Raw genomic sequence first — 25,404 nt, forward strand, 5'->3', positions numbered from 1 at the left:
CGTTACCTCAACCGGCAATGTGCTTGAAGAACGGCGTGTTCGCCGAAGCGGCGATAAGCGGCTCCAGTTCGTCGTCCAGATGCAGCACGGAGATCGAAGCGCCAGCCATTTCCATGGCGGTGGCGAATTCGCCGATCCAGATGTGCTTTACCTTGACGCCGCGCTCGTCGAAAAGCTGGGCTACGCGACGGAACATGATGTAAAGTTCTTCCAGCGGGGTGCCGCCGAGACCGTTCAGCAGAACGGCAACTTCATCGCCCTTGGCATAATCCTGTTCGGCAAAGATGCGGCCCAGAAGCTGGTCGACAACGGAGTCGGCCGGTGCAAGCTTGGTGCGGCTGATGCCCGGTTCGCCATGGATGCCCATGCCGATTTCCATTTCATCGTCGCCGATGGAGAAAGTGGCATGGCCGATTTCAGGCACAACGCAGCTCGATAGCGCAACACCCATCGTGCGGGTGCGCAGACGAGCCTTGTCGGCGAGGCGCGTTACTTCATCGAGCGACAGGCCGTTGGCGGCTGCCGCACCGGCTGCCTTGTAGATGAAGAAAATGCCTGCAACGCCACGGCGCTTGTGTTCTTCACCGACGACCGACGAGGCAACGTCGTCATTGCCGACAACCTGCTTGACGGTGATGCCGTCGAGGTCGGCCAATTCCGCAGCCATGTCGAAATTGATGATGTCGCCCGTGTAGTTGCCATAGATGTAGAGCACGCCCGCGCCCTGATCGATAGCCTTGGTGACCTGATACATCTGTTCAGCGCTTGGCGACTGGAACACGCCACCGACAGCTGCACCGTCGATCATGTTTTCGCCGATATAGCCGAGGAAGGTCGGCAAATGGCCCGAGCCGCCGCCGGTTGCGATGCCAACCTTGCCAGCCTTCGGCGTGGCGGTGACCATGCAGCGCTTGTCGTCATTGACGAAGGTGAGTTCGGGATGCGCCCGATAGATGCCTTCCAGCATCTCATCAACGAAATTGACTGGATCGTTCAGGAATTTCTTCATGATTTCCTCTTGAGATTATCGGGTTATTTCTTGCGCTGCTGGGTGACGAAGAAGGCGGCGGCCAGAAGAATGAAGCAGCCGACGACGAGACGCTGCCATGTGCTGGGAATGCCGACGAGCACCAGAACGCTGTTGATGACGGTGATGAGCAAAACGCCCAGAATGGTGCCGAAAACGCTGCCCGTGCCGCCGGTAATTCGTGCGCCGCCCAGAACCACAGCGGCGATGACGCTGATTTCGGTTCCGACAAAGTCGAACGGGCTGGACTGACGGTTGGCGCAAACATGGATGATGCCTGCAAGACCCGCGAGACCACCGGCATATCCGAACAGGAACAGATGGATGGTGCGCAGATTATAGCCGAGGCGGCTGGCGATCTGGCTGTTGCCGCCCATGGCGAAAATGGCGCGACCCATCAAGGTGCGGTTCAAGATCCACCAGGTCAGGATCGCCGCGGCTGGCAGGATCAGGAAGTAGAACGGCATGGTGATGGTGGCGCCGTTGGCGGATTCGAACTGAAACAAAGGCAGGCGGCCAAACGCGCCCATCGTCGGCGGCAGCGACATGATCCAGACCGTGCCGACGAACGCGAGCAAAAAGCCACGGAACAGATATTGCGTGCCAATGGTGACGATCAGCGACGGAACTTTCAGACTGTGTACCAAAACGCCGTTGATAAGGCCGAGAATGACGCCACCGGCAATCGCCATCAGGATGACGAAGACGATGGGCAGCGTCGGCATATAGGCCTGCACCAGAAGCGTCAGCGAATAGACCGTGCAGGCCGCAATGGCCGTGAACGACACGTCGATGCCGCCAGCGGCGAGAATGATGAAGACGCCGAGCGCGAACAGGCCCATCACGACGCTGGCGCGACCGATATCGATCAGCGTCGAAGCCTGCAGGAATGCAGGATTGACAATCGACACGATCACGCAGATCGCGACCAGGAGAAAGAAGGTGATGGATTCAGGGCGTCTGCGAATGAAGTCACCCAGCTTGAAGGACCGGGTCTGGCCCAGTTCCTGCTGATATTGCGACGCGCTCATTGCGGTAGCTCCTTTTGCGACGACATCATGGCTTGGTAGAGCTGGTCTTCCGTCGCCTCGGCGGCGTCAAATTCCTTGACGATGCTTCCCGCGTTCATGACGAGAATGCGGTCGGCGTTTTGCAGCAGTTCGGGCAGGTCATCGCTGACGATGATGAGACCCATGCCTGCTTCGGCCAGTGTCTGGATTGCGCGGTAGATTGTATCCTTCGATCCGACATCGACGCCGACAGTCGGGCCGTGCAGCACAAGCAGCTTCGGACCGATGCTGAGCCAGCGACCGATGAGAACGCGCTGCTGATTGCCGCCCGAAAGAGCGCCGACCGGCAGGTCCATATTTTTGGTATTGAGGCGCATCTGCTCCATCAGCGAGGCTGCGATTTCGCGGCCTTTCTTCTGGTCCACGATGCCGATCTTGTTGCTGAGGCGGGTCAGGATCAGCGCGATTTCGTTTTCGAAAATCGACTTGTCGAGGAAAAGCCCCTCGGCCAGACGATCCTCCGGCACATAGCCGATACCGAGGTCTATGGCTTCGGCAGGGTTCTTGACGTTGATCTTGCGGCCTTCGAGCGTAATCGCGCCGTTGGATGCCGGATCAACGCCGGTGATTGCCATTGCGAGCTCGTTACGGCCAGAATCGGCGAGACCCGTAATGCCGAGAACCTCGCCCTTTCGGAGCGCCAGGTTGACATTCTTGAAATCCGGCGACGATAGACCGTCCAGTTTCAGCAGTTCTGCCTCGCCCGGCGTGCCGGTGCGGTAACGTTCGGCGTCAATTTCACGGCCGATCATCAGTTCGGACAACTGCTTCTTGGTGTAATTTTCAATCGGGCCTTGCGCCACGCACTGGCCGTCGCGAAACACGACGGCGTTACCGCCAATGCGATAGCATTCGTCGAGCTTGTGGGTCACGAAGAGGACGGCGACATTGTCTGCGCGCAGGCGATTGACGACTTCGATGAGGTTGTCGACTTCGCGGCGCGTCAGCGACGTGGTCGGCTCGTCCATGATGACCAGCTTGGCGCTCGTGGCGATCGCACGGGAAATGGCGACCAGCTGGCGCATGGCAAGCGGCAGTTCGGAAACGATGGTGTTCAGGAAAGCGCGGTCCGTCGGCAGCCCGACAGTGGCGAGCGCACGTTCCGCCGTCTGGCGCAGCTTGGTGCGGTCGAAACGGCGCAACAACTTGCCATTGCCTTCAACGAGCTGCTGATTAAGCGCTACGTTTTCGGCAACCGTGAGGTTAGGGATCAGTGAAAGGTCCTGATAGACGGTCTCGATGCCTGCAGCCAGTGACTGAATCGGATCGAGTTCTTTATAGGTCTTGCCGTTGAGAACAATTTCACCCTCGCTCGGACCATGCGCGCCGGACATGATCTTGATAACGGTGCTCTTGCCGCATCCATTCTCGCCGAGAAGGTGATAGGCTTCTCCGAGATTGAGCGTGAGGTCGATGCCGCGCAATGCATGCACGCCGCCGAACCGCTTGTGGATGTTGCGCAATTCGAGAAAACGTTCCGGTGTCCGGCCATTTTCCGACTCATTGTTCATCGTAGTTGACACGTTAATTCCTCTGCCACAGTGCATCATTGCGCTTGCGCGCAACGGTTCCGCTGTCGGCTGGTTGGCGGCAAAATCAACCGGGGTTAGTTGCCCGGATGCTTTCCATTCGCGGAAAGCATCCGAGGCCTTGACGCTAAGTGGCGATGGTGAACGGAACGGTCGCCACCCGCAGTCGGATCTTCTGAGACTTCTTAGAACAGGTGTTCCTTGTAGGAATCCTTGTCGGCGATAACCATGCCGTTACCGATAACGAGGAGGCCTTCGCCTGCACCCTTCTTCACCGAAACCTTGTTATAGCCTTCAACGCCGAGGTCGATGCCGTCCTTGACTTCCTTCTTTTCCAGCAGAAGCTTGGCGACAGCATTCATCGCCATGCCAGCCTTCTGCGGGTCCCAGAAGCCGATAGCCGTGATGGCGCCGGATTCCAGAAGGTCAGCCGAAGGGTTCGGAAGGCCGGTGCCGACGAGGCAGACCTTGCCGCTTAAGCCCGCTTCATCGATCGCGCGGCCAATGCCGAGAACGTCGTTGCCAGCCGAACTCTGGAAGCCCTTCAGGTCAGGATGCTTGCGCAGGATTTCCTTGGCCTTCTCGTAGGTGCCGTTGGCATCGTCGAAGGATTCATTGTTCGGATCGACCAGCTGCATATCCGGGTACTGCTTGGCGTTTTCTTCAGCCGAGCCAACCCACTGCATATGCGTGCGGCTGCCGAGCGAACCAACGAAGGTCGTCCACTTGCCGCTCTTGCCCATGCACTGTGCAAGACGTTCGTTCAGGGCTTTGCCATAGTCGGCATTGTCGAATGCTTCGACGTCGGCCATGGTGTTGACCTGGTTGTCGGCTTCGTGGGTCACGACAACAATGCCGCGTTCGATGGCGCGCTTGAAGGTGCCTTCGAGAACAGCCGGATCCATCGGCACGACGGCCAGAGCGTTAACGCCCTTGGCAACCAGATCCTGAACGATCTGAAGCTGCTGTGCCGCGTCGGCAGTTGCCGGGCCGCTCTGGGTTGCAACCACATCCGGGTTGGCCTTCTGATAGGCTTCAACGCCGGTGTTCATGCGGTCGAACCACGGAATACCGCTGATCTTGACGACGGTTGCGATGACCGGCTTTTCCTGCGCGACCAGCGTGCCTGCGCCGCCTGCGAGTGCAGTGGCAGCAATGAGCGCACCAGTGAGCAGCTTCTTTGTCTTTGCTTTCATGACTTCCTCCTCGTTAAGAGTCCCTCAGTATTACGGTTTGGTGCTTGAGGGTTGAGCACCAATGGGTGCCTTGGAGCGATTGCCCAAGGTAAAGAAACTGGCGACGTCGTAGCGTCCGACAGCGAGGAATGCGAGCAGCAGCAGGCCCCAGGCAAAGTCGCGGACGAAGTTGGACAGTCCACCGAAGTTGAGCAGGCTCGACATGAGCTGCAAGGCGATGGCGCTCAGCACCACGCAGATGATACGACCGTAACCACCTTCGGGCTTCACGCCTGCCATCACGACGATGAGAATGGCGACCAGCAGATAAGAGCTGCCGTAATCATATTTCACGTTGACGTTGCGTGCGGCGATGATGATGCCTGCAATGCCTGCCAGAAGGCCGCTTGTTGCATAGGTCGCAATCAGAACGCGGGCGCGGGGAAAACCGGCGAAGACGGCTGCCTTCGGGTTGGTGCCCATCAGCATCAGCCATGCGCCGAAAGGCGTGAAGCGAACCACGGCGCCGATCAGAATGGCGACCGCAAGGAAAATCAGAAAGCTGATCGGGACGGCGAGGAACATGTCATTGCCGATGCGCGACAACAGGTCAGGGCTGCCGACCATCACGGCGCGGCCTTCCGAGACCACGACGGCCAGACCCATGAAGGCCATCTGCGTGCCGAGCGTGCAGAGAATGGGCGTGATGTTGAAACGCGCAATCAGGATGCCATTGATAATGCCGCCTGCAAGGCCGACGATCAGCGCAAGCACGATGAATGCAATGCTGAAACCGAGCGGATTGACCGAGGCCGACACGAAAGACGATGCAATAACCGCTGCAACCACGCCTGCGAGATTGGCAAGCGCGATACCCGAAAGGTCGATGCCGCCATTGCCGGCGCACATGGCCAGCATCACGCCGATGGCGAGAAGGCCGATTTCAGGCACCTGACCAGCCATGGACTGCAAGTTGAACAGGGAGAGAAAAGACCCGCCGGAGATGTACGCGCCAAGCGCGAGCAATCCCACATTAATGACAACAAGCATGGCAAGCGGGTTGCTTGTCCTCTGCATGGTCTCCTCCTACAGCGTTTACTAAACAAAAACTTATTTCACTAAACCTATTGCCTAGCTAACGGCGATGTCAAGCGGATGCTGCTGAAAATTCCGTTGATTTGCGCAGGTTTTCAGCTTAATCGTTTTAAAAACACGGCTGTTGTGTTTACTAAACAAATTGTGTTTTATCGTGGTGCTTTCTCAGTAGCATGATGCGGATTTCCGAATAAGATGCGCATTGAAGAGGATTCCAGCCCATCCTTCTGGCTTTGCCTGAGCGGGCGGTGGGGCCGAATGGGGCCAAGAGGGGAATGACGTGCTGATGACGGCAGCCGTGCGGAGCGTATGAAAAAGAAGAAATCTTTTACGATCAGAGATATTGCCGAGAATGCGGGTGTTTCCCCCGCCACGGTTTCGCTTGTGTTGAACGGTAAGGGAGAAATCTCTGGCGAGACCCGCACGCGTGTTCTTGAAGCAGTGTCGCGGCTGAATTACGTGCCGCGTGTGGCCAAGACCAGCAACGGCACCACAGGGCCGGGCGAGACGATTCGCTTCCTGAAAATTTCCAAGCACGGCGGCACGGTCAATCGCGATCACAGCGTGTTCGTTTCGGATTATATCGACGGCATGTCGTCGGAAGCGTCCCGCCGCAATTACACGCTGGAGGTGGCGAGCTTCGAGGGGCAGCCGGTCAGCGCCGTGGCCGAGTCGCTGGCGGGTGCGCCGGTTCGTGGCGTCATCGCGCTTGGCACCGAATTGTCGGCGGTTGATATCCACATGATACAGGGCATGGGCTTGCCCACGGTTTTCATCGATACGTTTTACGATGTCGTTGAGGCCAATTTTGTCGACATGAATAATGAAGACGCCGTCTTCAAGGTGCTGTCGCATTTCAAGCAGTCCGGCTTCTCCCGCATAGGCTTTGTTGCGAGCCCCACCGAGACGATGAACTTCCGGTTGCGTCGTGAAGCCTATGTAAAGAACATGCAGCGGTTGAACCTCAAGGTTCAGCCCGAGGATATCCTGTCGGTCGAATCGACCTATGAAGGCGCTTATCGCGACACGCGCGAATTGCTGCAATCGGGGCATGAGCTTGCCGAATGCTATTTCTGCACCAATGACATTATTGCCTATGGCTTCATCCGGGCCCTGAAGGAAAGCGGCGTGCGCATACCGGAAGATGTTTCGGTGATCGGCTTCGACAATCTGCCGCAGAGCGCCACCATGGAGCCGATGCTGACGACGGTGGATGTCTCCAAGCGCAAGATCGGCAATCTGGCCGTGTCGATACTGGACGATCTGATCAATGCGGCTGACAAACAGCCTGCGGTCAAGGTGCTTGTGGGCGCTGACCTTGTGATCCGGCAGAGCGATTCGGTTCTGTCATCGCGGAAGAAGAAGCGTCCGCAGATGGAAGAAGCTGGCGAGTGACTGCATTATCCCTCGGCGGTCCACATTTTCTCGAAAACGGTTTTCGTTCTCGTTGCGCCAAAGATTATTTGTTTATAGCTTCGATCCTAACGACAAGTGGTTTTCCGCATCTCGGGCGCTGGCAGGATAATATTGCCGTTGAAGCGGCTATAGATGAGTGACGTGAAAGCTGCTCTGATCGGATTTAAAAGGGGAATTCGAATGACCAGACAGCCCAATTCCGTTGAAGCTCGCGATATCGCTTATCATTTCCATTCAAACACCAATGCGCGCCGTCATGAAGAAATCGGCCCGGTGGTGATTGAAAAGGGCGATGGCATCTACGTCGAAGACAATAACGGCAAGCGCTACATTGAGGCGATGGCTGGGCTTTGGAGCGTCGGCGTCGGCTTTTCGGAAAAGCGTCTGGCCGATGCAGCGCATAAGCAGATGCTGAAGTTGCCTTATTCGCATACTTTCACGCATCGCTCGCATCCGCCGGTTATCGAACTGGCTGAAAAGCTGATCAGCATTGCGCCGGTGCCGATGAGCAAGGTTTATTTCACCAATTCCGGTTCGGAAGCCAACGACACCATCATCAAGATGTTGTGGTTCCGCGCCAATGCCATGGGCCAGCCGCAGCGCACCAAGATCATCGGTCGCAAGCGCGGTTATCATGGCGTGACGATTGCTTCGGCCAGCGCCACCGGCCTGCCGGTCAATCACAACTCGTTCAATCTGCCCCTGCCAGGCTTCCTGCACACGACGTGTCCGCATTATTACCGCGATGCGCTGCCGGGCGAGACGGTGGATGAATTCACCACGCGTCTTGCCAAGGAACTGGAGGACATGATCCTCGCGGAAGGACCGGAAACGGTTGCAGCTTTCATCGGCGAGCCGGTGATGGGCGCAGGAGGCGTTGTCGTGCCACCGGAAGGTTACTGGGAAAAGATTCAGGCCGTGCTGCAGAAATACGATATTCTGCTGATCGCCGACGAAGTGATCTGCGGTTTTGGTCGTACCGGCAACATGTTCGGTTCGCAGACCTTCAACATGAAGCCGGATATCATGACGCTGTCGAAGCAGATTTCGTCGTCTTATCTGCCGATCTCGGCTTTCATGTTCAACGACCGCGTCTATCAGCCGGTGGCCGATGAAAGCGCGCGTCTTGGCGTGTTCGGTCACGGCTATACGGGATCGGGCCATCCGGTCGCAGCCGCCGTTGCGGTCGAGAATCTCAAGATTATCGAAGAGCGCGATCTGGTGACCAATGCGCGCGAAACGGGCGCCTATATGCAGAAGCGCCTGCGCGAACTGGCCGAGCATCCGCTGGTCGGCGAAGTGCGCGGCGTTGGTCTCATTGCGGCACTTGAACTGGTTGGCGACAAGGCCACCAAGGCACCGCATGAGAAGGTTGGCGCGCTGGGCGGGCTTGCCAATGCTGCGATGTTCGGCAATGGGGTCATCACCCGCAATATGGGCGACGCAATTGCGTTTTGCCCGCCGATGATCATCACGCCTGCGCAGGTCGATGATGTTGTTGCGGCAACGAAGAAGTCGCTGGATGAGGTCGCGGCCTCGCTCGGTCGCAGTTGATCTGAAAACGCCTTCAAGGGACAAACAAAACCCGCATCAGCGATGATGCGGGTTTTCATTTTATGATGGAGAAAAACGCCTGTTCAATTGCCTGTTTGCAAGCGTTGAAAGATCAGATTTCCGATCGGTATGGCCGATGTTGCAGCTGGGGACGGTGCATTGCACACATGCAGCACACGTTTGGTCTGGTGGAATTTGAAATCGTGAATGAGCTTGCCGTCTCGCGAAACGGCTTGCGCCCTTATCCCCGCACGATAAGGACGCAGGTCGCTTTCCTGCAGGGAAGGGCAATATTTCCGGCATTTTTCCAGATAGCTCGTCTTGAAGAGGCTATCCTTCATTTCTTCGAACCCGGACGAAAGATGGGCAGTAATCACCTTCCAGAAGCCCGGAAATGCGGCATAAGTCGCCATGTCACGCAGACTGGCCGAGAATTTGGGATAACCCTCGCGGGAAAGACCCAAAACGGCATTGGGACCGACGGTCAGGCTGCCATCGATCATTGGCGTCAGATGTATGCCGAGAAACGGCATTGAAGGATCGGGCACCGGATAGATCATGCGTTCGACGAGTTTGTTCAATTCGGGCCGCAAGGCATAGTATTCGCCGCGAAAAGGCACGATCTGGAAATCGATATCGACACCCGACCGGCGGGCAAGGCGGTCGGCCTGCAGACCGGCGCAGGCGATAACCTGCCTGCTTTCCCAAACCTTGTCGCCCGCATAAACGCGCGCATTATCCGCCCGTTCTTCAATGCGGTCCACACTGATATTGAATTCGATATCGCCGCCCGCGGCGCGAATGAGATCGGCCATGGCGCGGCAGACCGCGCGATAATCAACAATACCGCTTTGCTCGACCAACAAAGCGGCAAGTCCGGTCACAGCGGGTTCGAATTCGTGCAATTCACCGCCACTGAGACGGCGGCAGGTGATGCCGTTTGCGGCGGCATTGGTTTCAAGGGCTGCAAGGCGCTGCACTTCCACATCGTTGGTCGCCACGACAAGCTTGCCCGGAACTCGATAGGCTATGTTGTTCTCGTCACAAAACTGCTTCGTCATGCGCTCGCCAGCGCGGCAAAGCTCTGCCTTGAAGCTGCCGGGCTGATAATAGATGCCCGCATGGATCACACCGCTATTATGGCCGGTCTGATGCATCGCAACGGCGTTTTCCTTTTCCAGCACCAGAATGCGGGCTGAAGGCTCTCGTCTGACAATGGTAAGCGCCGTGGCAAGGCCGACAATACCGCCACCAACGAGACAATAGTCATACATGATGATGCCCGATATTTGCTGTATGATGCATCAAAATTACCTTCCATAAAGTAGCACAAGCGTCAACGTCCTATAACAGGAATGTAGCTTCTGCCGCGCGGACGGATAGTCCTCTTTTGGGTGCATATCCACACGTTGCCGGTGGTGCGAATATTTTTCCTTTGCATGTAAAATTGGTATCCCGTTCCTCTACAACCGTTGCGCGTTGTTCGATCATTGTTGGTATTGGAAGCGCTTGAGGCCGGGGCTTCAGGCTGGCGCTTTCGGGGTGATCAACAGCGTGAACGAGGGCGTAGGATGACAATACTGACAAGACGTATTTTTCTGGCCGCTTCCACGGCTGTTATTGGGGTGGTGGCTGCGGGCGCAAGCTTCGCCGCCGATGTAAAAATCAATATCGGTTATCAAACGGTGGTTGAGCCATCGAAGGTTCCGCAGGCCGACGGCGAATATGAAAAGGCGGCCAATGCCGACATCAATTGGCGCAAGTTCGATTCAGGCGCGGATGTGATTGCGGCTGTGGCTTCCGGCGATATCGACATCGGCTATGTCGGCTCCAGCCCGCTGGCTGCTGCCGCCAGCCGCGAACTGCCGATTGAGACGTTTTTCGTCGTGGGGCTTATCGGTGAATCCGAGGCGCTGGTCGCGCGGGATGCCGCGTCGGTCAAGGACCTTGCGGGCAAGAAGGTTGCCGTGCCGTTTGTCTCGACCACGCATTACAGCCTGCTGGCCGCGCTCAAGCATGAGGGCGTGGACAGCAAGTCGGTGGAAATCCTCAATCTGCGTCCGCCGGAAATTGCCGCCGCTTTCGAGCGCGGCGACATTGACGCCGCTTATGTCTGGGACCCGGCATTGGGCCAGATCAAGACCAAGGGCAAAGTCATTCTGGATTCGGCCAAGGTTGCCGAATGGGGTGCGCCAACCTTTGACGCATGGATCGTCCGCAAGGATTTCGCCAGCGAGCATCCGGCAGCGGTACGGGATTTCGTGAAGGTAACCGGCAAGGCCTATGATGCCTATAATTCCAAGCCGGAAGCCTGGGATGCCAAATCACCGCAGGCGGAAAAGATTGCCCGCCTGACCGGCGCCAAGCAGGAAGAAATTCCAGCGCTCCTGAAAGGCTATGTCTATCCGTCGCTGAAGGATCAGGCCTCTGCCGACTATCTGGGCGGCGCAACCGTGAAGGCGATTGCGGACACTTCCGCCTTCCTGAAGGAGCAGGGCAAGATCGACAACGCGCTGCCGGATTATGCGCCTTACGTCACCACGAAATTCGTGACGGACGCGCTCGCCAGCAACTGATCCTGCGCGTTTCAGATCGAACAAACCCCTGTCCGCCGACCATTCCGGCGGGCAGGGGCATTTGCGGTAACAGGTAGGGCATATGAGCCAGCTCAAACTCAGTCAGATCAGCGTGCACTATGGCGGCACTGCGATACCAGCGCTCGACAATGTATCGCTTGACCTCTCGGCGGGCGAATTCGTTGTACTCACCGGGCGTTCAGGTTGCGGAAAAACGTCGTTGCTCAATGTCGCTGCCGGATTGTTGCAGCCGCAAAGCGGCGCGGTGACGCGAAACGGTGTTCGTCTGCAAGGTGCAGGACAAGGGCGGGCGGTGGTGTTCCAACACGATGCGCTGTTTCCATGGTTCAACACGCGCGACAATGTCGCCTTTGCCTTGCGACTGAAAGCCATTCCCCAGAGCGAGCGACGCCGCATCGCCGATGAATTGCTGGCGCAGGTCCGGTTGGAAGGCGCGGGCGACAAGGCGATCTGGGAATTGTCGGGCGGCATGCGCCAGCGTGTCGGACTGGCACGGGCGCTGGCCTCAAAGCCGGATTTTCTATTGATGGACGAGCCGCTGGGCGCACTCGACGCGCTGACGCGTGAACGCATGCAGACGCTGTTGCTCGACATATGGGGCAAAAGCGCGGCGGGCGTCCTGATGGTCACGCATGGCATTGAGGAAGCATTGCTGCTCGCAACCAGAATTGTCGTGATGCTGCCGCATCCGGGGCGGATCGAGCGGGTGTTCGATGTGAATTTCGGCAGGCGTTATCTGGCGGGCGAGCCGGTGCGGTCCATCAAGACGGACCCGGCGTTCCTGCAAGCGCGGGGCGAACTGGCGGATGCGATATTCGAGGGAGAAACGGCATGAGTGTTTCGACAGAAACGCGCAGCTATGACGATATTGCGCAAAGCAAATCGGAGAGTTCCACTGATCTGCCCCGGCTCGGTTCACGGCCATGGCTGTCGTTATTTTCCGGCACGCGTGCGATCAGCGCGGCGACGATTGTTGCTCTCATCCTTGTCTGGTGGTTGGCGGCAAGCCTGAAACTGGTCTCGCCGGTCTTTTTGCCGTCGCCCGCACAGGTTCTGGCCAAGTTTTTCAGCGTGGCGCAAAACGGTTTCGTCGATGCGACGCTGGCGCAGCATCTGATCGCGAGTCTTGCCCGCGTTTTTGCGGCGCTGGTCGTTTCGATCGTCATTGCCGTGCCGGTCGGCCTTGCCATTGGCCTTAGTCCCGTCGGGCGGGGTATTCTCGACCCCATTCTGGAATTTCTGCGCCCGATCCCGCCACTTGCTTATCTGCCGCTGGTGGTGATCTGGTTCGGCATCGGCGAAACGTCGAAAGTGCTGGTCATCTTTTTGGCGATGCTGGCGCCGATTGCGCTTTCCACGGCATCCGGCGTGCGCAGCGTTTCGCAGGAGCGTTTGAATGCTGCGCGCGCCTTCGAAGCAAGTCGTCGGCAACTGGTGCGTTTCGTTGTGCTGCCGCATACGCTGCCCTCGATCTTTACCGGGGTGCGCATTGCGTTGGGCGCAGGCTGGACCACGCTGGTAGCCGCAGAACTGGTTGCAGCGACCAGAGGCCTTGGTTTCATGATCCAGTCGGCCGCGCAGTTCCTTGTGACCGATGTGGTGATCATGGGCATTATCGTCATTGCGCTGATCGCTTTTGCGTTTGAACTGTCGCTGCGCAAGCTTGAATCCGTGCTGGTGCCCTGGGCGGGGCGCGATTGAGGCAGCAGGCTTTACAATATGTCGTGCACTGTCTTGCGCGGCGATAGCGTTCGAGAAGTAAAGAATTTCCCCTGAACCCCGTGAGGTTAGACGTTCGTTCCTGTGGCTGCGCTTATTTGTCTCTAACATAAGAACAAGAAGAAGCCGGTGTTTCAGGAGCAGTATTGATGCGCATTACAAGACGTAAATTTGCAGGACTTCTCGCCGGTTCGGCTGCATTACCATTGATCGGCAGTGTGCCTGCTTTCGCGCAGGAAAAAGTGCTGCGCATCGGTTACCAGAAATACGGCACGCTGGTACTGCTCAAGGCGCGCGGCATTCTCGAAGAGAAGTTGCAGAAGATCGGTTTTGACGTGCGCTGGACCGAGTTTCCGGCAGGGCCACAGCTTCTCGAAGCGCTGAATGTTGGCGCGGTTGATTTTGGCACCACCGGCGAAACGCCGCCGATCTTCGCGCAGGCAGCGGGTGCGCCGCTTGTCTATATTGCGCATGAGCCTCCGGCACCGACCGGCGAGGCCATTCTGGTGCCGAAGGACAGCCCCATCAAGACGGTTGCAGAGCTGAAAGGCAAGAACGTCGCGCTCAACAAGGGTTCGAATGTTCACTACCTTCTGGTCAAGGCGCTTGAAGATGCAGGCCTTGCCTATACCGACATCAAAACCACCTTCCTGCCACCTGCCGATGCGCGCGCCGCTTTTGAGCGTGGCGCAGTCGATGCCTGGGTGATCTGGGATCCTTTTCAGGCCGCAGCGGAAATCGCCATTGAAGCGCGCGAGTTGCGCAACGGCGAAGGGCTTGTGCCCAACCATCAGTTCTATCTTGGCGCAAAGCCATTTGTGGATGCGAACCCGCAAGCCATCGATATCGTTATCGATGCGATTGCCGAGATCGATACATGGATCAAGGACAATACGGCGACGGTCGCGGCAGAACTTGCGCCTTCGGTCGGCATTCCGGAAAATGTCCTTGTCCGTGCCGTTGAGCGTCAGTCCTATGGCGTCAAGCCGCTCGATGCAGCGGTCATCGCCCAGCAGCAGGAAATTGCAGACACCTTCTTCAAACTCGGCCTCATTCCCAAGGAAATTTCCATTGCCGAGGTGACGCGCAAGGGAGCGGCTTGATGGCGGATTCAAGCATTTCGGGCATTTCCGGCTTTGCCGGAAAGAGCAGCACAGGCAATGTCCCGCGTTTCAAATCGCTCGGCAAAGTGCTTGCACCATGGGCGCTGCCGATTGTTCTTTTGATCGTCTGGGAGATCGCCGCGCGTACCGGCCTGATCACGGCGCGATTGATGCCGGCTCCCAGCACGGTGGCGGCAGCATTCTGGAAATCGCTACTGGACGGAACGCTGATCTATCATACCTATATTTCCACGCAGCGCGCCTTAATCGGTCTCGTCATCGGTGGTGGCTTGGGTTTTGTCGCCGGTATCGTCAACGGTCTCTGGAAACCAGCCGAAACGCTGCTCGACAGCACTTTGCAAATGCTGCGCAACATCCCGCATCTGGCGCTTATACCGCTCGTCATTCTGTGGTTCGGCATTGACGAAACCGCCAAGATTTTTCTGGTTTCCATTGGCGTTTTCTTTCCGATCTATATCAACACGTTTTACGGCGTGCGCACCATCGATCCCCAATTGATCGAGATGGCGCATGTCTATGGATTGGATCGGAAGGCGCTGATCCAGCGCATTATCTTGCCGGGTGCACTGCCGTCGATCCTTGTCGGCCTGCGCTATGCTCTGGGCTTCATGTGGCTGACGCTGATCGTTGCCGAGACCATTTCGGCCACCAGCGGCATTGGCTATATGACCATGAATGCGCGTGAGTTTCTGATGACCGATGTGGTGTTGCTCGGCATCATCATCTATGCGCTTCTCGGCAAAGTGGCCGACACGGCAACCCGTCTCATCGAAAAGCGCGTGCTTGTCTGGCATCCGGCCTATCAGCCGGAGAAAGGCAAAAACTGATGGCTGCGGTTCAGGACACATATGATGTCGCAACGACCGCTCGCGGTGCGGAAGTGGATGGTGGATTGCCCATTTCGCTTTCCCGTGTCGACCGTACCTTCGGTAGCCTCAAGGTTCTGCGGCACTTCAATCTGGAGGTGCCGTCCGGGCAGTTTCTGGCCGTTGTCGGGCGCTCTGGCGGTGGCAAGTCGACGCTTCTGCGCCTGATTTCGGGGCTCGACCTGCCCGATGGCGGGCGCGTTACGGTGGGTGGAGAAGCGCTGACTGGCATCAGCCCATCGGTGCGTCTGCTGTTTCAGGAAGCACGGCTGGTGCCGTGGCAGCGCGTGACCGACAATGTCGGCATAGCGCGTGGCGAAAACTGGCGCGAGGCCGCACTCTCCGTCCTGTCGGATGTGGGGCTTGAAGGGCGCGGCAATGACTGGCCTTCCGTCCTGTCCGGCGGCCAGCGGCAGCGTGTGGCGTTGGCGAGGGCGCTGGTCAGCGATCCGAAAATCCTGCTTTTGGACGAGCCTTTTGGCGCGCTCGATGCGTTGACGCGTATCGAGATGCACCGCCTTCTGGAACGCATCTGGACGAAGCGTGGCTTTACGACGGTCCTGATCACCCACGATGTGGCCGAAGCTGTCGCACTCGCTGATCGGGTCATCGTTTTGCGCGAGGGGTCGATTGCGCTCGATATCGACATTGATCTGGAGCGCCCGCGCCGCGAACTTGCCGATGCCCGCGCGATTGACCTGCAGAAGCGGATTCTGGACGCGGTGTAAGAGCCTGTTCCAAAAGTCGCCCTGTGCGGCTGCAAATGGCAATTTTCTACGTTCCGGTGCTCACGTACCTTAAGTACGCTCCGCTCCGGTACACGAAAATCACCATTTTCACACACACATGCTGCTTTTTGGTTCAGGCTCTAAGCGATCCCCCAAAAACACGATATGAAAAACGCTGCGATCTGAATTGATCGCGGCGCGAACCCGTGCCCGCCCTTGACAGCCATTGCGATATCGATAAATTCCAACTGGACTAGTGGAAAGACCAGTGGGTCAGTGGGAGCAGCGTTGATCGTCGCACATAATCTTCTGCTCGATAAGAACACGGGGCTGGGGCGAAACCTGGAGCGGCGTACCATCAAGGATGTGATCGCCGACAAGATCGCAGCGCTTATTGCGTCCGGTTTGCTGGCGGTGGGCGATGAGCTGCCGGGCGAACGCGAATTGTCCGCAGCGCTTTCGGTCAGTCGCCAGACGGTGCGCAGCGCCATCCAGACGCTTGCGGCGCGCGGTGTGTTGGAAGTTTCGCACGGATCGCGCACGCGCGTCGCCAAAGCCGATCTTACCGGTATGGCGGTCGGAATAACATCAAGGCTCAATGTCGATCTCTACGATGTCCATGCCGTACATGCGGCGAGACTGCTGGTCGAGCAGCAGATCGTCGGCGATGCCGCCGAGCGCATTTCCGACGAAGCGCTGGATATCTTGCGTCGCTCGCTCAAGGCGCAGATCGATTGCCTGAATGATCCGGTTCGTTTCCTGATCTGCGACCGCGAGTTTCACGTCACTATCTATCGCGAATGCGGAAACCCGCTGCTCGCCGATATTGTCACCGATCTCTACACCTATATGCTGGAGCATCGCCGCCGCGCCGTTGCGCAGCCGGGCGCAATTGATGGCAGTTTTTCCGACCATCAGGCGATCTTGCAGGCGCTTGAAAAGCGCGACCGCGAGGCGGCGATGGCGGCCTTCGCCGCGCATGAAGAACGCATTTATGTTTCAACCAAGAACTTGCTTGCCAAGGTGCGCGACAAGCGCGGCTGAGGGAGTTGGATGCGGTCAGCATCCGTGAATGGGAAAGGCGAAATCGCATGCATGTTTTGATTATCGGCGCAGCAGGAATGGTTGGCCGCAAGCTTTCCGAAGCAATCGCCCGTGATGGCGGCATTGACGGAAAGCCCGTCGAGCAGTTGACGCTGGTGGATGTGGTCGCGCCGACCCCGCCGGAGGGCTTTACTGGTACGGTCCATGCGAGCGCGGGGGATATTTCTGATCCAGCCGTCACACGCGCGCTCATTGCCACGCGACCGGATATTATCTTTCATCTGGCGGCCATCGTTTCCGGTGAAGCGGAACTTGATTTCGACAAAGGCTATGCGATCAATCTCGACGGCACGCGCTATCTCCTTGAAGCGATCCGCAAAGAAGGCGAAAAGGCGCCCTACAAACCGCGTGTTGTTTTCACCTCGTCCATTGCCGTGTTCGGCGCGCCATTCCCGGAAAAGATCGACGACGAGTTTTTCCTGACGCCGCGCACCAGCTATGGCGCGCAAAAGGCAATCGGCGAACTGCTGCTGGCAGACTATGCCCGCAAAGGCTTTCTGGATGGGATCGGCATTCGCCTGCCCACCGTCTGCATTCGTCCCGGCAAGCCAAACAAGGCGGCATCGGGCTTCTTCTCCAATATTCTGCGCGAACCGCTGGTCGGACAGGAAGCGATCCTGCCGGTCGATGAATCGGTACGCCATTGGCATGTGAGCCCGCGCCGGGCGGTTGGCTTCCTGCTTCATGCCGCGACTATCGATCTGGCTAAAGTCGGGCATCGTTGCATCCTCAATATGCCGGGTTTGTCTGCCACCGTTGGAGAACAAATTGAAGCATTGCGCCGTGTCGCTGGCGACAAGGCCGTGGCGCTTATCCGCCGGGAGTCCGACCCGCTGATTGAAGGCATCGTCGCCGGTTGGGCGCAGGACTTCGATGCGAGCCGCGCCATCGCTCTTGGTTTTGTCGGTGACAAATCCTTCGATGAAATCATCCGTATCCATATCGAGGATGAACTTGAGAAGGCCTGATCGGCAAGGCAACTGAAATAAAGGGAGGTTCGCATGGCGCCGGGCAAAACGGCAACCGTGATTGGTCTTGGCTCGATGGGGTGGGGCGCAGCCCTGTCCCTGCTGCGCGCGGGCTTTCACGTCAAGGGCGTGGATATTCGTGACGAAGTGCTGAAGCGGTTCGCGGCGGAAGGCGGCGAGGCTTTTTCCGCACCTGCCGATGCGGGCACAAGTGATGTTGTCTTTGTCTTCGTGGTCAATTCCGATCAGGCCATGGAAGTGCTGTTTGGCCCAAAAGGAGCGGTGCAGACCGCCGCGCCCGGCACGGTATTTCTTCTATGCGTGACAATGGCGCCAAGCGTGACGGTCGAGATCGCTGCCAAGCTTGAAGCTGCGGGAATGGCGGTTATCGATGCACCGGTTTCTGGCGGTTTTCAAAAGGCGCTGACCGGCGAAATAACGGTCATGGGTTCCGGCGCGGATGCAGCTTTCGCGAAAGCCGCCCCGGCTCTGGACGCCGTTGCGGCCAAAGTGTTCCGGCTTGGGGAAGAGTTCGGCCTTGGCTCAAAAGTCAAGATGATCAATCAGTTGCTGGCAGGTGTTCACATCGCCGCTGCCGCTGAAGCGCTGACGCTCGCCGCCAAAGTGGGTCTCGACTTGCAGACGGTATTTGATGTCATCCGCGTTTCTGCTGGTTCGTCCTGGATGTTCGAAAATCGCGGGCCGCATATCGTTGATGGTGATTATACGCCGCGTTCTGCGGTCAATATTTTCGTCAAGGATATGGGGATTGTGGCTGGCGAAGCGTCTGATGCAGGCGGCTCCACGCCGCTTAGCGAAGCCGCGCTGGCCTTGTTCAAACAAGCATCCGAGGCCGGTTTCGGCCTCGAAGACGATGCCGCCGTTGCCAAGATTTTGGCCGCGCGCAGCGGCATTGCCCTGCCGGGCATGGAGAAATAATCGATGGCTATCGTATTGGGCGCCATTGCCGATGACTTCACCGGAGCCACGGACCTTGCCGGACTATTGGCCCGCAGCGGCTATCCGGTTTCGCTGCGCTTCGGATTGCCCAGTGAAACTGACGCGGCGGAAACGACAGCGCCGTTCGAAATCATCGCGCTGAAATGCCGGACAGTTCCCGTTGATGAGGCCGTCGCTCAGGTGCGCGCGGCATATGCGTGGCTGAAAGCTGCCGGTGCGCAGCGGTTCTACTGGAAATATTGCTCGACTTTTGACAGCACTGCCGAGGGCAATATTGGGCCGGTCGCCGAAGCTTTGATGGCTGATATTGGCACGTCGCAGACGATCTATTGTCCGGCTTTTCCTGAAAACGGCCGCAGCATTTTCATGGGGCATCTTTTTGTCGGTGAACAGCCGCTGGACGAAAGCCCGATGAAGGATCATCCGCTGACGCCGATGCGGGATTCCAGCTTGGTGCGTTTGCTGCAACCGCAGGTCAAAGGCAAGGTCGGATTGGCCAATCGCCTCATTGTGGCACGCGGTGCTGATGCCTTGAAGGCGCAGTTCGCGGCACTGGCTAGCCAGGGCGTGGCGCACGTTGTTGTCGATGCGGTTGCCGATGAGGACCTCGGAACCATTGCCGAGGCTACGCTTAATCTGCCCTTGCTCACCGGGGGTAGCGCGCTTGCCATGCCCTTGCCGCGCCTCTTGGCTGAGGCAGGGCAGTTGCAGCAAGACAGGCAAGAGGCGCAGGAACCTGCCGTTGGTGAAGGCCAAATCGTGCTTTCCGGCAGTTGTTCGGCGATGACACTCAAACAGGTTGCGCATTATGCGCAAAGAGCCGCGAGCTACCGGCTCGACCCGCTGGAACTGGCGGAACATGGCGCTGGCGAGGCTTTCGCGTGGCTCCGGCAGCGCTCATTGAATGAACCGAAGCTGATCTATGCCAGCGCAGAACCCGCATCGGTCCGCGCGGCGCAGGAAAAGCTTGGCGTGGAGCGGGCAGGCCAGATTGTCGAAGAGGCTCTTGCCGCTCTGGCGCGCGAGGCTTTCAGTCTTGGCATTCGTCGTTTCGTGGTGGCGGGTGGTGAAACATCCGGCGCAGTGGCGCAGGCGCTTGGCGTCTCGCGCGTGATGGTCGGCAGGGAAATCGCCCCCGGTGTTCCGTGGACCTTTGCCACGATCAAGGGCGAGACAGCGGCGCTGGCGCTCAAATCAGGTAATTTCGGTTCCGAGAGCTTTTTTGAAACGGCGCTGCGCAAGCTGGAGGTCGCATGAGCGAAGAAGCGCGGCTACGCGAAAGCATATGCCTGATGGCGAAATCCATGTTCGACCGAGGGCTGACCGGCGGTTCGTCGGGCAATATTTCAGCCCGCTTGTCAGACGGGCGGTTGCTCGTCACCCCGACCGGCAGTTCTTTCGGCAATCTCGATCCGGCAAGGCTGGCCTTGTTCGACAGCGAAGGCAAATTTGTCGGCGGCGACAAGCCGACCAAGGAAATGCCGCTGCACGCTGCATTTTACGAAACGCGGGCAGCCAAAACGGGCGCTGTGGTGCATCTGCATTCCTGCCATTCCGTCGCGCTGTCCATGCTGCCGGATGTGGACCCGGACAATATGCTTCCGCCGCTGACCGCCTATTCGATTATGAAACTCGGTAAGGTAAAGCTGCTGCCCTATTTCATCCCCGGCGATCCCGCGATGGGCGATGCGATTCGTGGTCTGGCAGGCAAGCGAAGCGCCGTAATGCTGGCTAATCACGGTCCGGTCGTTGCCGCCAAGGATCTGGAAGCGGCGGTCTATGCCGTTGAAGAGCTTGAGGAAACCGCGAAGCTCGCCATACTCACGCGCGGTTTGAAACCGAACATGCTGACGGAGGCGCAAATTCGCCAGATCGTCGATAAATTTGATGTGGAGTGGGATTGATATGGCGCGTTTTTCAGCCAATCTCGGCTTTCTCTGGCAAGAATTGCCGCTGCCTGACGCCATCCGCGCTGCAAAGGCCGCCGGTTTCGATGCTGTGGAATGCCATTGGCCCTATAAATTCGAGCCTGGCGATGTCGCTGCCGCCTTGCGCGATACCGGATTGACGATGCTTGGCCTCAATACAATTCGCGGCAATGTCGAGGCTGGCGAGAACGGTCTGGCGGCGCTTGCCGGAAGGGAAGATGAGGCGCAGGCAGCGATTCGTCAGGCTGTGGATTATGCCGTCGCCATCGGTGCCCTGAATATCCATGTGATGGCCGGAAAAGCAGAAGGCGAAGCGGCGCATCGCATATTCATTGCAAATCTTACTTATGCCTGCGAACTGGCCGCCACTCACGGCATAACGATCCTGATCGAGCCGCTGAACCACCGCGATGCGCCGGGATATTTTCTGAAGACATCAGAACAAGCCATTGCAATCATTCAAGAAGTGGCGGCAAGCAATCTGAAGCTGATGTTCGATTGCTACCATCTTCAAATCATGGAAGGCGATATCAGCAAACGGCTGGAAGCGTTGCAGCCGCATATCGGGCATGTCCAGATTGCGGCAGTGCCGGATAGAGCCGAGCCCGACCACGGCGAACTGGATTACCGGCATATTGTACAGTTGCTCGATGCTCTCGGCTATGAAATGCCGCTCGGTGCCGAATATCGCCCGAAAACGACGACCGATGCCGGACTGTCATGGCTGTCCGGGATGAAGGCTTCGCGATGAGGGCAATGGCTCGCACAATCTCTTTAGCTAATGTTTCGGGATTGCGGCAAAACGAGATTGACTCGCGGCCTTCGACCGGCCAACAATGGACAAGTGGTCCGTTCACCTTACCAGTTAAGGGTGAAACGGTCCCGGCAGGGAATTGACGGCATACGCAATACGCGCGCCTGACTATCGGTTGCGCAGCATCGACCCACTATTGAAATTCGATAATGCATGCAGGCCGAAGCATATCCGCCCTCCGGGTTTTGAGGATCGTCAGGATCTTGCTTCAATAGAAAATTCAAATTGAAAACGCGCTCTGAGGCCGGGGGCGCAACACGGAGGAATGCTGGGATGAGTGAGGCAACGGGTGCGAAAAGTGGGGCCATTGCGCTTGTCACCGGCGGCGGTACAGGTGTGGGCCGCGCTATCGCCAAAGCCCTCGGAGCACAAGGTTATCACGTCGTGATTTCCGGTCGTCGCATCGATGTGCTGGAAAAGGCAGCATCCGATCTCGCCTCGCAAACCGGGGGAAGCTTTCACCCAATCGCAGCTGATGTGGGCGACCCGGTCGCCGTTCGCAAACTGTTTGATGCGATTGTTGAAAAGTTCGGACGGCTCGACCTTCTGGTCAACAATGCGGGCGTTCTCGTTCCGGGTGTGCCGCTTGAAGAGGTTACGTTCGAAGACTGGAGCGCTATTGTCGGCGCCAATCTCACGGGCGCTTTTCTGTGTACGCAGCAGGCTTTCCGCGTAATGAAGGCGCAAAGCCCGCGCGGTGGGCGGATCATCAATAATGGGTCCATTTCCGCCACCACGCCGCGCCCCAATTCAGCGCCTTATACGGCGACGAAACATGCCATTGCCGGGCTGACCAAATCGACCGCTCTCGACGGGCGTAATTTCGATATTGCCTGCGGCCAGATCGATATCGGTAATGCCGCCAGCGATATGACGCAGAAGATTTCCACCGGCGTCATTCAGGCCAATGGAACCATGGCGGCGGAGCCGACCATCGATCCGGCACATGTCGCCAATGCGGTTGTCTATATGGCAAGCCTGCCGCTCGACGCCAATGTGCTGACCATGACCGTCATGGCAACCAAGATGCCCTTTGTGGGCCGGGGTTAAATAAAAACGGGAATGCGCACCGGAAGAGGAATTCGGCGCGGAGAGCATGAAAAGCAAGGAGAATATTCGCGAAAGATCTGAGCGTCGGAAGTGAGGAGCCGACATTCACATCTTCTTAAAATACAGAATGCAGTCTGGGAGGAGATGCATGGCCACTGTTCAGTTCGCCGAAGTGAAAAAGTCTTTCGGCAATTTCCCCGTCATCAAAGGCGTTAATATCGATATTGAAGACGGCGAGTTCGTCATTCTCGTCGGCCCCTCGGGCTGCGGAAAATCGACCCTGCTGCGCATGCTGGCCGGTCTGGAGAATATTTCCGGCGGCGAAATTCGCATCGGCGGCAGGCCGGTCAATAACTTGCCGCCCAAGGAACGCGATATCGCCATGGTGTTCCAGAATTATGCGCTCTATCCGCATATGACGGTCGCCAAGAACATGGCGTTCTCGCTGATGCTGAATTCAGCGCCGCAGGCGGAAATCGACAAGCGTGTGAATTATGCCGCTGGCATTCTGGGCCTAACCAATCTGCTCGACCGCTATCCGCGCCAGCTTTCCGGTGGTCAGCGCCAGCGCGTGGCTATGGGACGCGCCATTGTTCGCGATCCGCAGGTTTTCCTGTTCGATGAGCCTTTGTCCAATCTCGACGCCAAGCTGCGCGTTGCGATGCGCGCCGAGATCAAGGAACTGCATCACCGCCTGAAAACGACGACCGTTTATGTGACGCACGACCAGATCGAAGCCATGACCATGGCCGACAAGATCGTCGTCATGCATGACGGCATTGTTGAGCAGGTGGGTTCGCCGCTGGAACTCTATGACAATCCCAACAATCTGTTTGTGGCGGGCTTCATTGGTTCTCCGGCCATGAACATGATCAAGGGCAAGCTTGATCCGCAAAACCCGCAGGTGTTCGTGGCTACCGATGGCACGAGGCTGCCCCTGTCGCGCAGCTATCCGCAGGCTGTGGGGCGAGACCTCGTTTACGGTCTGCGCCCGGAATATATCCGGCTTGACGGTGCGGGTCTGGCCGCGCCCGTGGTGGTGATCGAACCGACCGGCTATGAAACACAGATGGTCGTGAATTTCGGCGGCACGGAAGTCACCTGTGTTTTCCGCGAACGCGTCGATGTGCGCCCCGGCGAGGCGATCAATATTTCCATCGACCCCGGCAATGTTCACCTCTTCGACGAAGAGAGCGGCATGCGCCTTATTGCATGAATTTATACAAGGCACGCTGAAGGAGGGGAGAGCCCGAGGCCGTGTCTTTTCTGGGAAAGTGCATTTCACCAGATACCCGTTTTCGCCTGCAGGGACAGCGAACACGGCGTAACCAAGTCCCATTTTGGAGGAGGAGCATCATGACTATCAGAAGAAGAACATTCCTGACAGGAACGGCAAGTCTTGTTGGCGCGGCGGGTTTGTCGGGCCTCGGCATTCGTCCGTCTTTTGCAGCCGAGCCGGATTATAAGCCGGAAGCGGGCGCCAGCCTGCGCGTGTTGCGCTGGACGCCTTTTGTGAAGGGCGATGAGGAAAGCTGGCTCGCCAACACCAAGAAGTTCACCGAAGCCACCGGCGTGGAAGTGCGCATCGACAAGGAAAGCTGGGAAGATATTCGTCCAAAGGCTGCGGTTGCCGCCAATGTCGGCTCTGGCCCCGATATCGTGATGTGCTGGTTCGACGATGCCCACCAGTATCCTGACAAGCTGGTCGATCTGACGGAGCTTGGCACCTATCTCGACGGGAAATATGGCGGTTTCTATGACGGCCTCAAGGGTTATGCGACCCGCGAAGGCAAGTTCATCGCCATGCCGCTGACAGCAATCGGCAACGCGATTGTCTATCGCGACAGCCATATGAAAGCAGCTGGCTTCAGCGAATTCCCGCAGGACACCAAGGGCTTCCTTGAGCTTTGCAAGGCCATGAAAGCCAAGGGAACGCCTGCTGGCTTCCCGCATGGCAAGGCTGTCGGTGACGGCAACAACTATGCGCATTGGCTGCTCTGGAGCCACGGCGCGCAGATGGTCGATGAAAGCGGCAAGGTGACGATCAACTCGCCGGAAACGATTGCCGCCATCAACTATGCCAAGGAGCTTTATGCGACCTTCATTCCGGGCACGGAAAGCTGGCTCGACATCAACAACAACCGTGCGTTCCTCGCCGGTCAGGTGTCGCTGACGGCCAATGGCGTTTCCATCTACTATGCGGCGAAGAATGATCCGAAACTTAGCGAATTCGCCGCTGACATGCGCAGCACGAACTTCCCCATTGGCCCGGTCGGCAAGAGCGTAGAACTGCACCAGACCAGCTCGCTTCTGCTGTTCAAGCATTCGAAATATCCGGAAGCAGCCAAGGCCTACATCAAATTCATGATGGAAGCCGATCAGATGAACGCCTGGCTTGAAGGTTCCAGCGCCTATTGCTGCCAGCCGCTCAAGGCTTTCGCGGATAATCCGGTGTGGAAGGCAAATCCGATCCATACGCCTTATGCCCGCGCTTCGGAAACGCTGCGTCCGAACGGCTATGCCGGTCCGCTCGGCTATGCTTCGGCAGCCGTCATGGCCGACTATGTTCTGGTCGACATGTTCGCCTCCGCCGTTACCGGTGCTTCCACGCCGGAAGAAGCTGTGGCGAGCGCCGAAAAACGCGCCAACCGCTATTATCGCGTCTAGTCGCTGGAGCTGA

At 57.8% G+C, this 25,404-nt stretch carries 23 protein-coding genes; 17 read left to right on the plus strand and 6 right to left on the minus strand.

Features of this window, described 5'->3' with window-relative positions:
• Positions 1-7: 7 nt before the first annotated feature.
• The 5 genes from FIC94_RS01245 to FIC94_RS01265 form a co-directional block, all read right to left on the minus strand.
• Entirely contained in the window at positions 8-1,009 is a 1,002-nt protein-coding gene (locus FIC94_RS01245) for a dihydroxyacetone kinase subunit DhaK (protein WP_109367650.1), read from the minus strand.
• A 23-nt stretch (positions 1,010-1,032) separates the two neighbouring features.
• Entirely contained in the window at positions 1,033-2,058 is a 1,026-nt protein-coding gene (locus FIC94_RS01250; RefSeq protein WP_109367649.1) for an ABC transporter permease, read from the minus strand.
• Positions 2,055-3,608: a sugar ABC transporter ATP-binding protein gene (locus FIC94_RS01255; protein WP_140024012.1), complete on the minus strand. Its 1,554-nt coding sequence runs from the start codon at positions 3,606-3,608 to the stop codon at positions 2,055-2,057. Before FIC94_RS01255 ends, FIC94_RS01250 begins: the two co-directional genes overlap by 4 nt.
• Positions 3,609-3,811: 203 nt before the next feature.
• The gene (locus FIC94_RS01260; RefSeq protein WP_109367647.1) at positions 3,812-4,822 is read right to left on the minus strand and encodes a substrate-binding domain-containing protein; all 1,011 of its coding nucleotides are present in this window, start codon (positions 4,820-4,822) and stop codon (positions 3,812-3,814) included.
• A 30-nt stretch (positions 4,823-4,852) separates the two neighbouring features.
• Positions 4,853-5,878, minus strand: a complete 1,026-nt coding sequence (locus FIC94_RS01265) for an ABC transporter permease (protein ID WP_109367646.1) — start codon at positions 5,876-5,878, stop codon at positions 4,853-4,855.
• A gap of 327 nt (positions 5,879-6,205) precedes the next feature.
• On the opposite strand from FIC94_RS01265, the gene FIC94_RS01270 reads away from it, so the two are divergent.
• On the plus strand, positions 6,206-7,291 hold the full coding sequence (locus tag FIC94_RS01270) for a LacI family DNA-binding transcriptional regulator (RefSeq protein ID WP_109367645.1): 1,086 nt from the start codon (positions 6,206-6,208) through the stop codon (positions 7,289-7,291).
• A gap of 201 nt (positions 7,292-7,492) precedes the next feature.
• Positions 7,493-8,866 carry an aspartate aminotransferase family protein gene (locus FIC94_RS01275; RefSeq protein ID WP_140023646.1) on the plus strand — a complete coding sequence of 458 codons (1,374 nt, stop codon included), beginning with the start codon at positions 7,493-7,495 and terminating at the stop codon, positions 8,864-8,866.
• A gap of 83 nt (positions 8,867-8,949) precedes the next feature.
• On the opposite strand, the gene lhgD is transcribed toward FIC94_RS01275, so the two are convergent.
• Entirely contained in the window at positions 8,950-10,140 is a 1,191-nt protein-coding gene (gene lhgD, locus FIC94_RS01280; protein WP_210237280.1) for an L-2-hydroxyglutarate dehydrogenase, read from the minus strand.
• Positions 10,141-10,437: 297 nt separating this feature from the next.
• Between lhgD and tauA the strand changes: the two genes are divergently transcribed.
• From tauA to FIC94_RS01355, 15 genes are all read left to right on the plus strand, one after another.
• A complete protein-coding gene (tauA, locus tag FIC94_RS01285; RefSeq protein ID WP_140023648.1) occupies positions 10,438-11,442 on the plus strand; it encodes a taurine ABC transporter substrate-binding protein in 1,005 nt (334 codons plus the stop codon).
• Between the two features lie 82 nt (positions 11,443-11,524).
• Positions 11,525-12,298, plus strand: a complete 774-nt coding sequence (locus FIC94_RS01290; protein ID WP_140023649.1) for a taurine ABC transporter ATP-binding protein — start codon at positions 11,525-11,527, stop codon at positions 12,296-12,298.
• Positions 12,295-13,164 carry a taurine ABC transporter permease TauC gene (gene tauC, locus FIC94_RS01295; protein ID WP_140023650.1) on the plus strand — a complete coding sequence of 290 codons (870 nt, stop codon included), beginning with the start codon at positions 12,295-12,297 and terminating at the stop codon, positions 13,162-13,164. The genes FIC94_RS01290 and tauC overlap by 4 nt, the downstream gene beginning before the upstream one ends.
• Positions 13,165-13,331: 167 nt before the next feature.
• Positions 13,332-14,285, plus strand: coding sequence for a sulfonate ABC transporter substrate-binding protein (locus FIC94_RS01300; RefSeq protein WP_140023651.1), 954 nt, complete (start codon positions 13,332-13,334; stop codon positions 14,283-14,285).
• Positions 14,285-15,133: an ABC transporter permease subunit gene (locus tag FIC94_RS01305; protein ID WP_140023652.1), complete on the plus strand. Its 849-nt coding sequence runs from the start codon at positions 14,285-14,287 to the stop codon at positions 15,131-15,133. Before FIC94_RS01300 ends, FIC94_RS01305 begins: the two co-directional genes overlap by 1 nt.
• Positions 15,133-15,900 carry an ABC transporter ATP-binding protein gene (locus FIC94_RS01310; protein ID WP_140023653.1) on the plus strand — a complete coding sequence of 256 codons (768 nt, stop codon included), beginning with the start codon at positions 15,133-15,135 and terminating at the stop codon, positions 15,898-15,900. The genes FIC94_RS01305 and FIC94_RS01310 overlap by 1 nt, the downstream gene beginning before the upstream one ends.
• 288 nt (positions 15,901-16,188) lie before the next feature.
• Complete coding sequence (locus tag FIC94_RS01315; protein WP_121538761.1) at positions 16,189-16,944, plus strand: FadR/GntR family transcriptional regulator; 756 nt, start codon at positions 16,189-16,191, stop codon at positions 16,942-16,944.
• A gap of 47 nt (positions 16,945-16,991) precedes the next feature.
• Positions 16,992-17,972, plus strand: a complete 981-nt coding sequence (gene denD / locus FIC94_RS01320) for a D-erythronate dehydrogenase (protein ID WP_140023654.1) — start codon at positions 16,992-16,994, stop codon at positions 17,970-17,972.
• A gap of 33 nt (positions 17,973-18,005) precedes the next feature.
• Positions 18,006-18,911 carry an L-threonate dehydrogenase gene (gene ltnD / locus FIC94_RS01325; RefSeq protein ID WP_140023655.1) on the plus strand — a complete coding sequence of 302 codons (906 nt, stop codon included), beginning with the start codon at positions 18,006-18,008 and terminating at the stop codon, positions 18,909-18,911.
• Between the two features lie 3 nt (positions 18,912-18,914).
• A complete protein-coding gene (gene otnK, locus FIC94_RS01330) occupies positions 18,915-20,189 on the plus strand; it encodes a 3-oxo-tetronate kinase (protein ID WP_140023656.1) in 1,275 nt (424 codons plus the stop codon).
• Positions 20,186-20,836, plus strand: coding sequence for a 3-oxo-tetronate 4-phosphate decarboxylase (gene otnC / locus FIC94_RS01335; protein ID WP_140023657.1), 651 nt, complete (start codon positions 20,186-20,188; stop codon positions 20,834-20,836). The genes otnK and otnC overlap by 4 nt, the downstream gene beginning before the upstream one ends.
• A gap of 1 nt (position 20,837) precedes the next feature.
• Positions 20,838-21,611 (plus strand): hydroxypyruvate isomerase family protein, encoded by a 774-nt coding sequence (locus FIC94_RS01340; protein ID WP_140023658.1) that lies wholly within the window; start codon positions 20,838-20,840, stop codon positions 21,609-21,611.
• A gap of 336 nt (positions 21,612-21,947) precedes the next feature.
• On the plus strand, positions 21,948-22,724 hold the full coding sequence (locus tag FIC94_RS01345; protein ID WP_140023659.1) for an SDR family oxidoreductase: 777 nt from the start codon (positions 21,948-21,950) through the stop codon (positions 22,722-22,724).
• Positions 22,725-22,872: 148 nt separating this feature from the next.
• A complete protein-coding gene (locus tag FIC94_RS01350; protein ID WP_140023660.1) occupies positions 22,873-23,940 on the plus strand; it encodes an ABC transporter ATP-binding protein in 1,068 nt (355 codons plus the stop codon).
• Positions 23,941-24,080: 140 nt separating this feature from the next.
• Positions 24,081-25,391, plus strand: a complete 1,311-nt coding sequence (locus FIC94_RS01355; protein WP_109367629.1) for an ABC transporter substrate-binding protein — start codon at positions 24,081-24,083, stop codon at positions 25,389-25,391.
• Positions 25,392-25,404: the final 13 nt, after the last annotated feature.

It is taken from the genome of Ochrobactrum teleogrylli (assembly GCF_006376685.1).
GTDB classification, from domain to species: Bacteria; Pseudomonadota; Alphaproteobacteria; order Rhizobiales; family Rhizobiaceae; genus Brucella; species Brucella teleogrylli.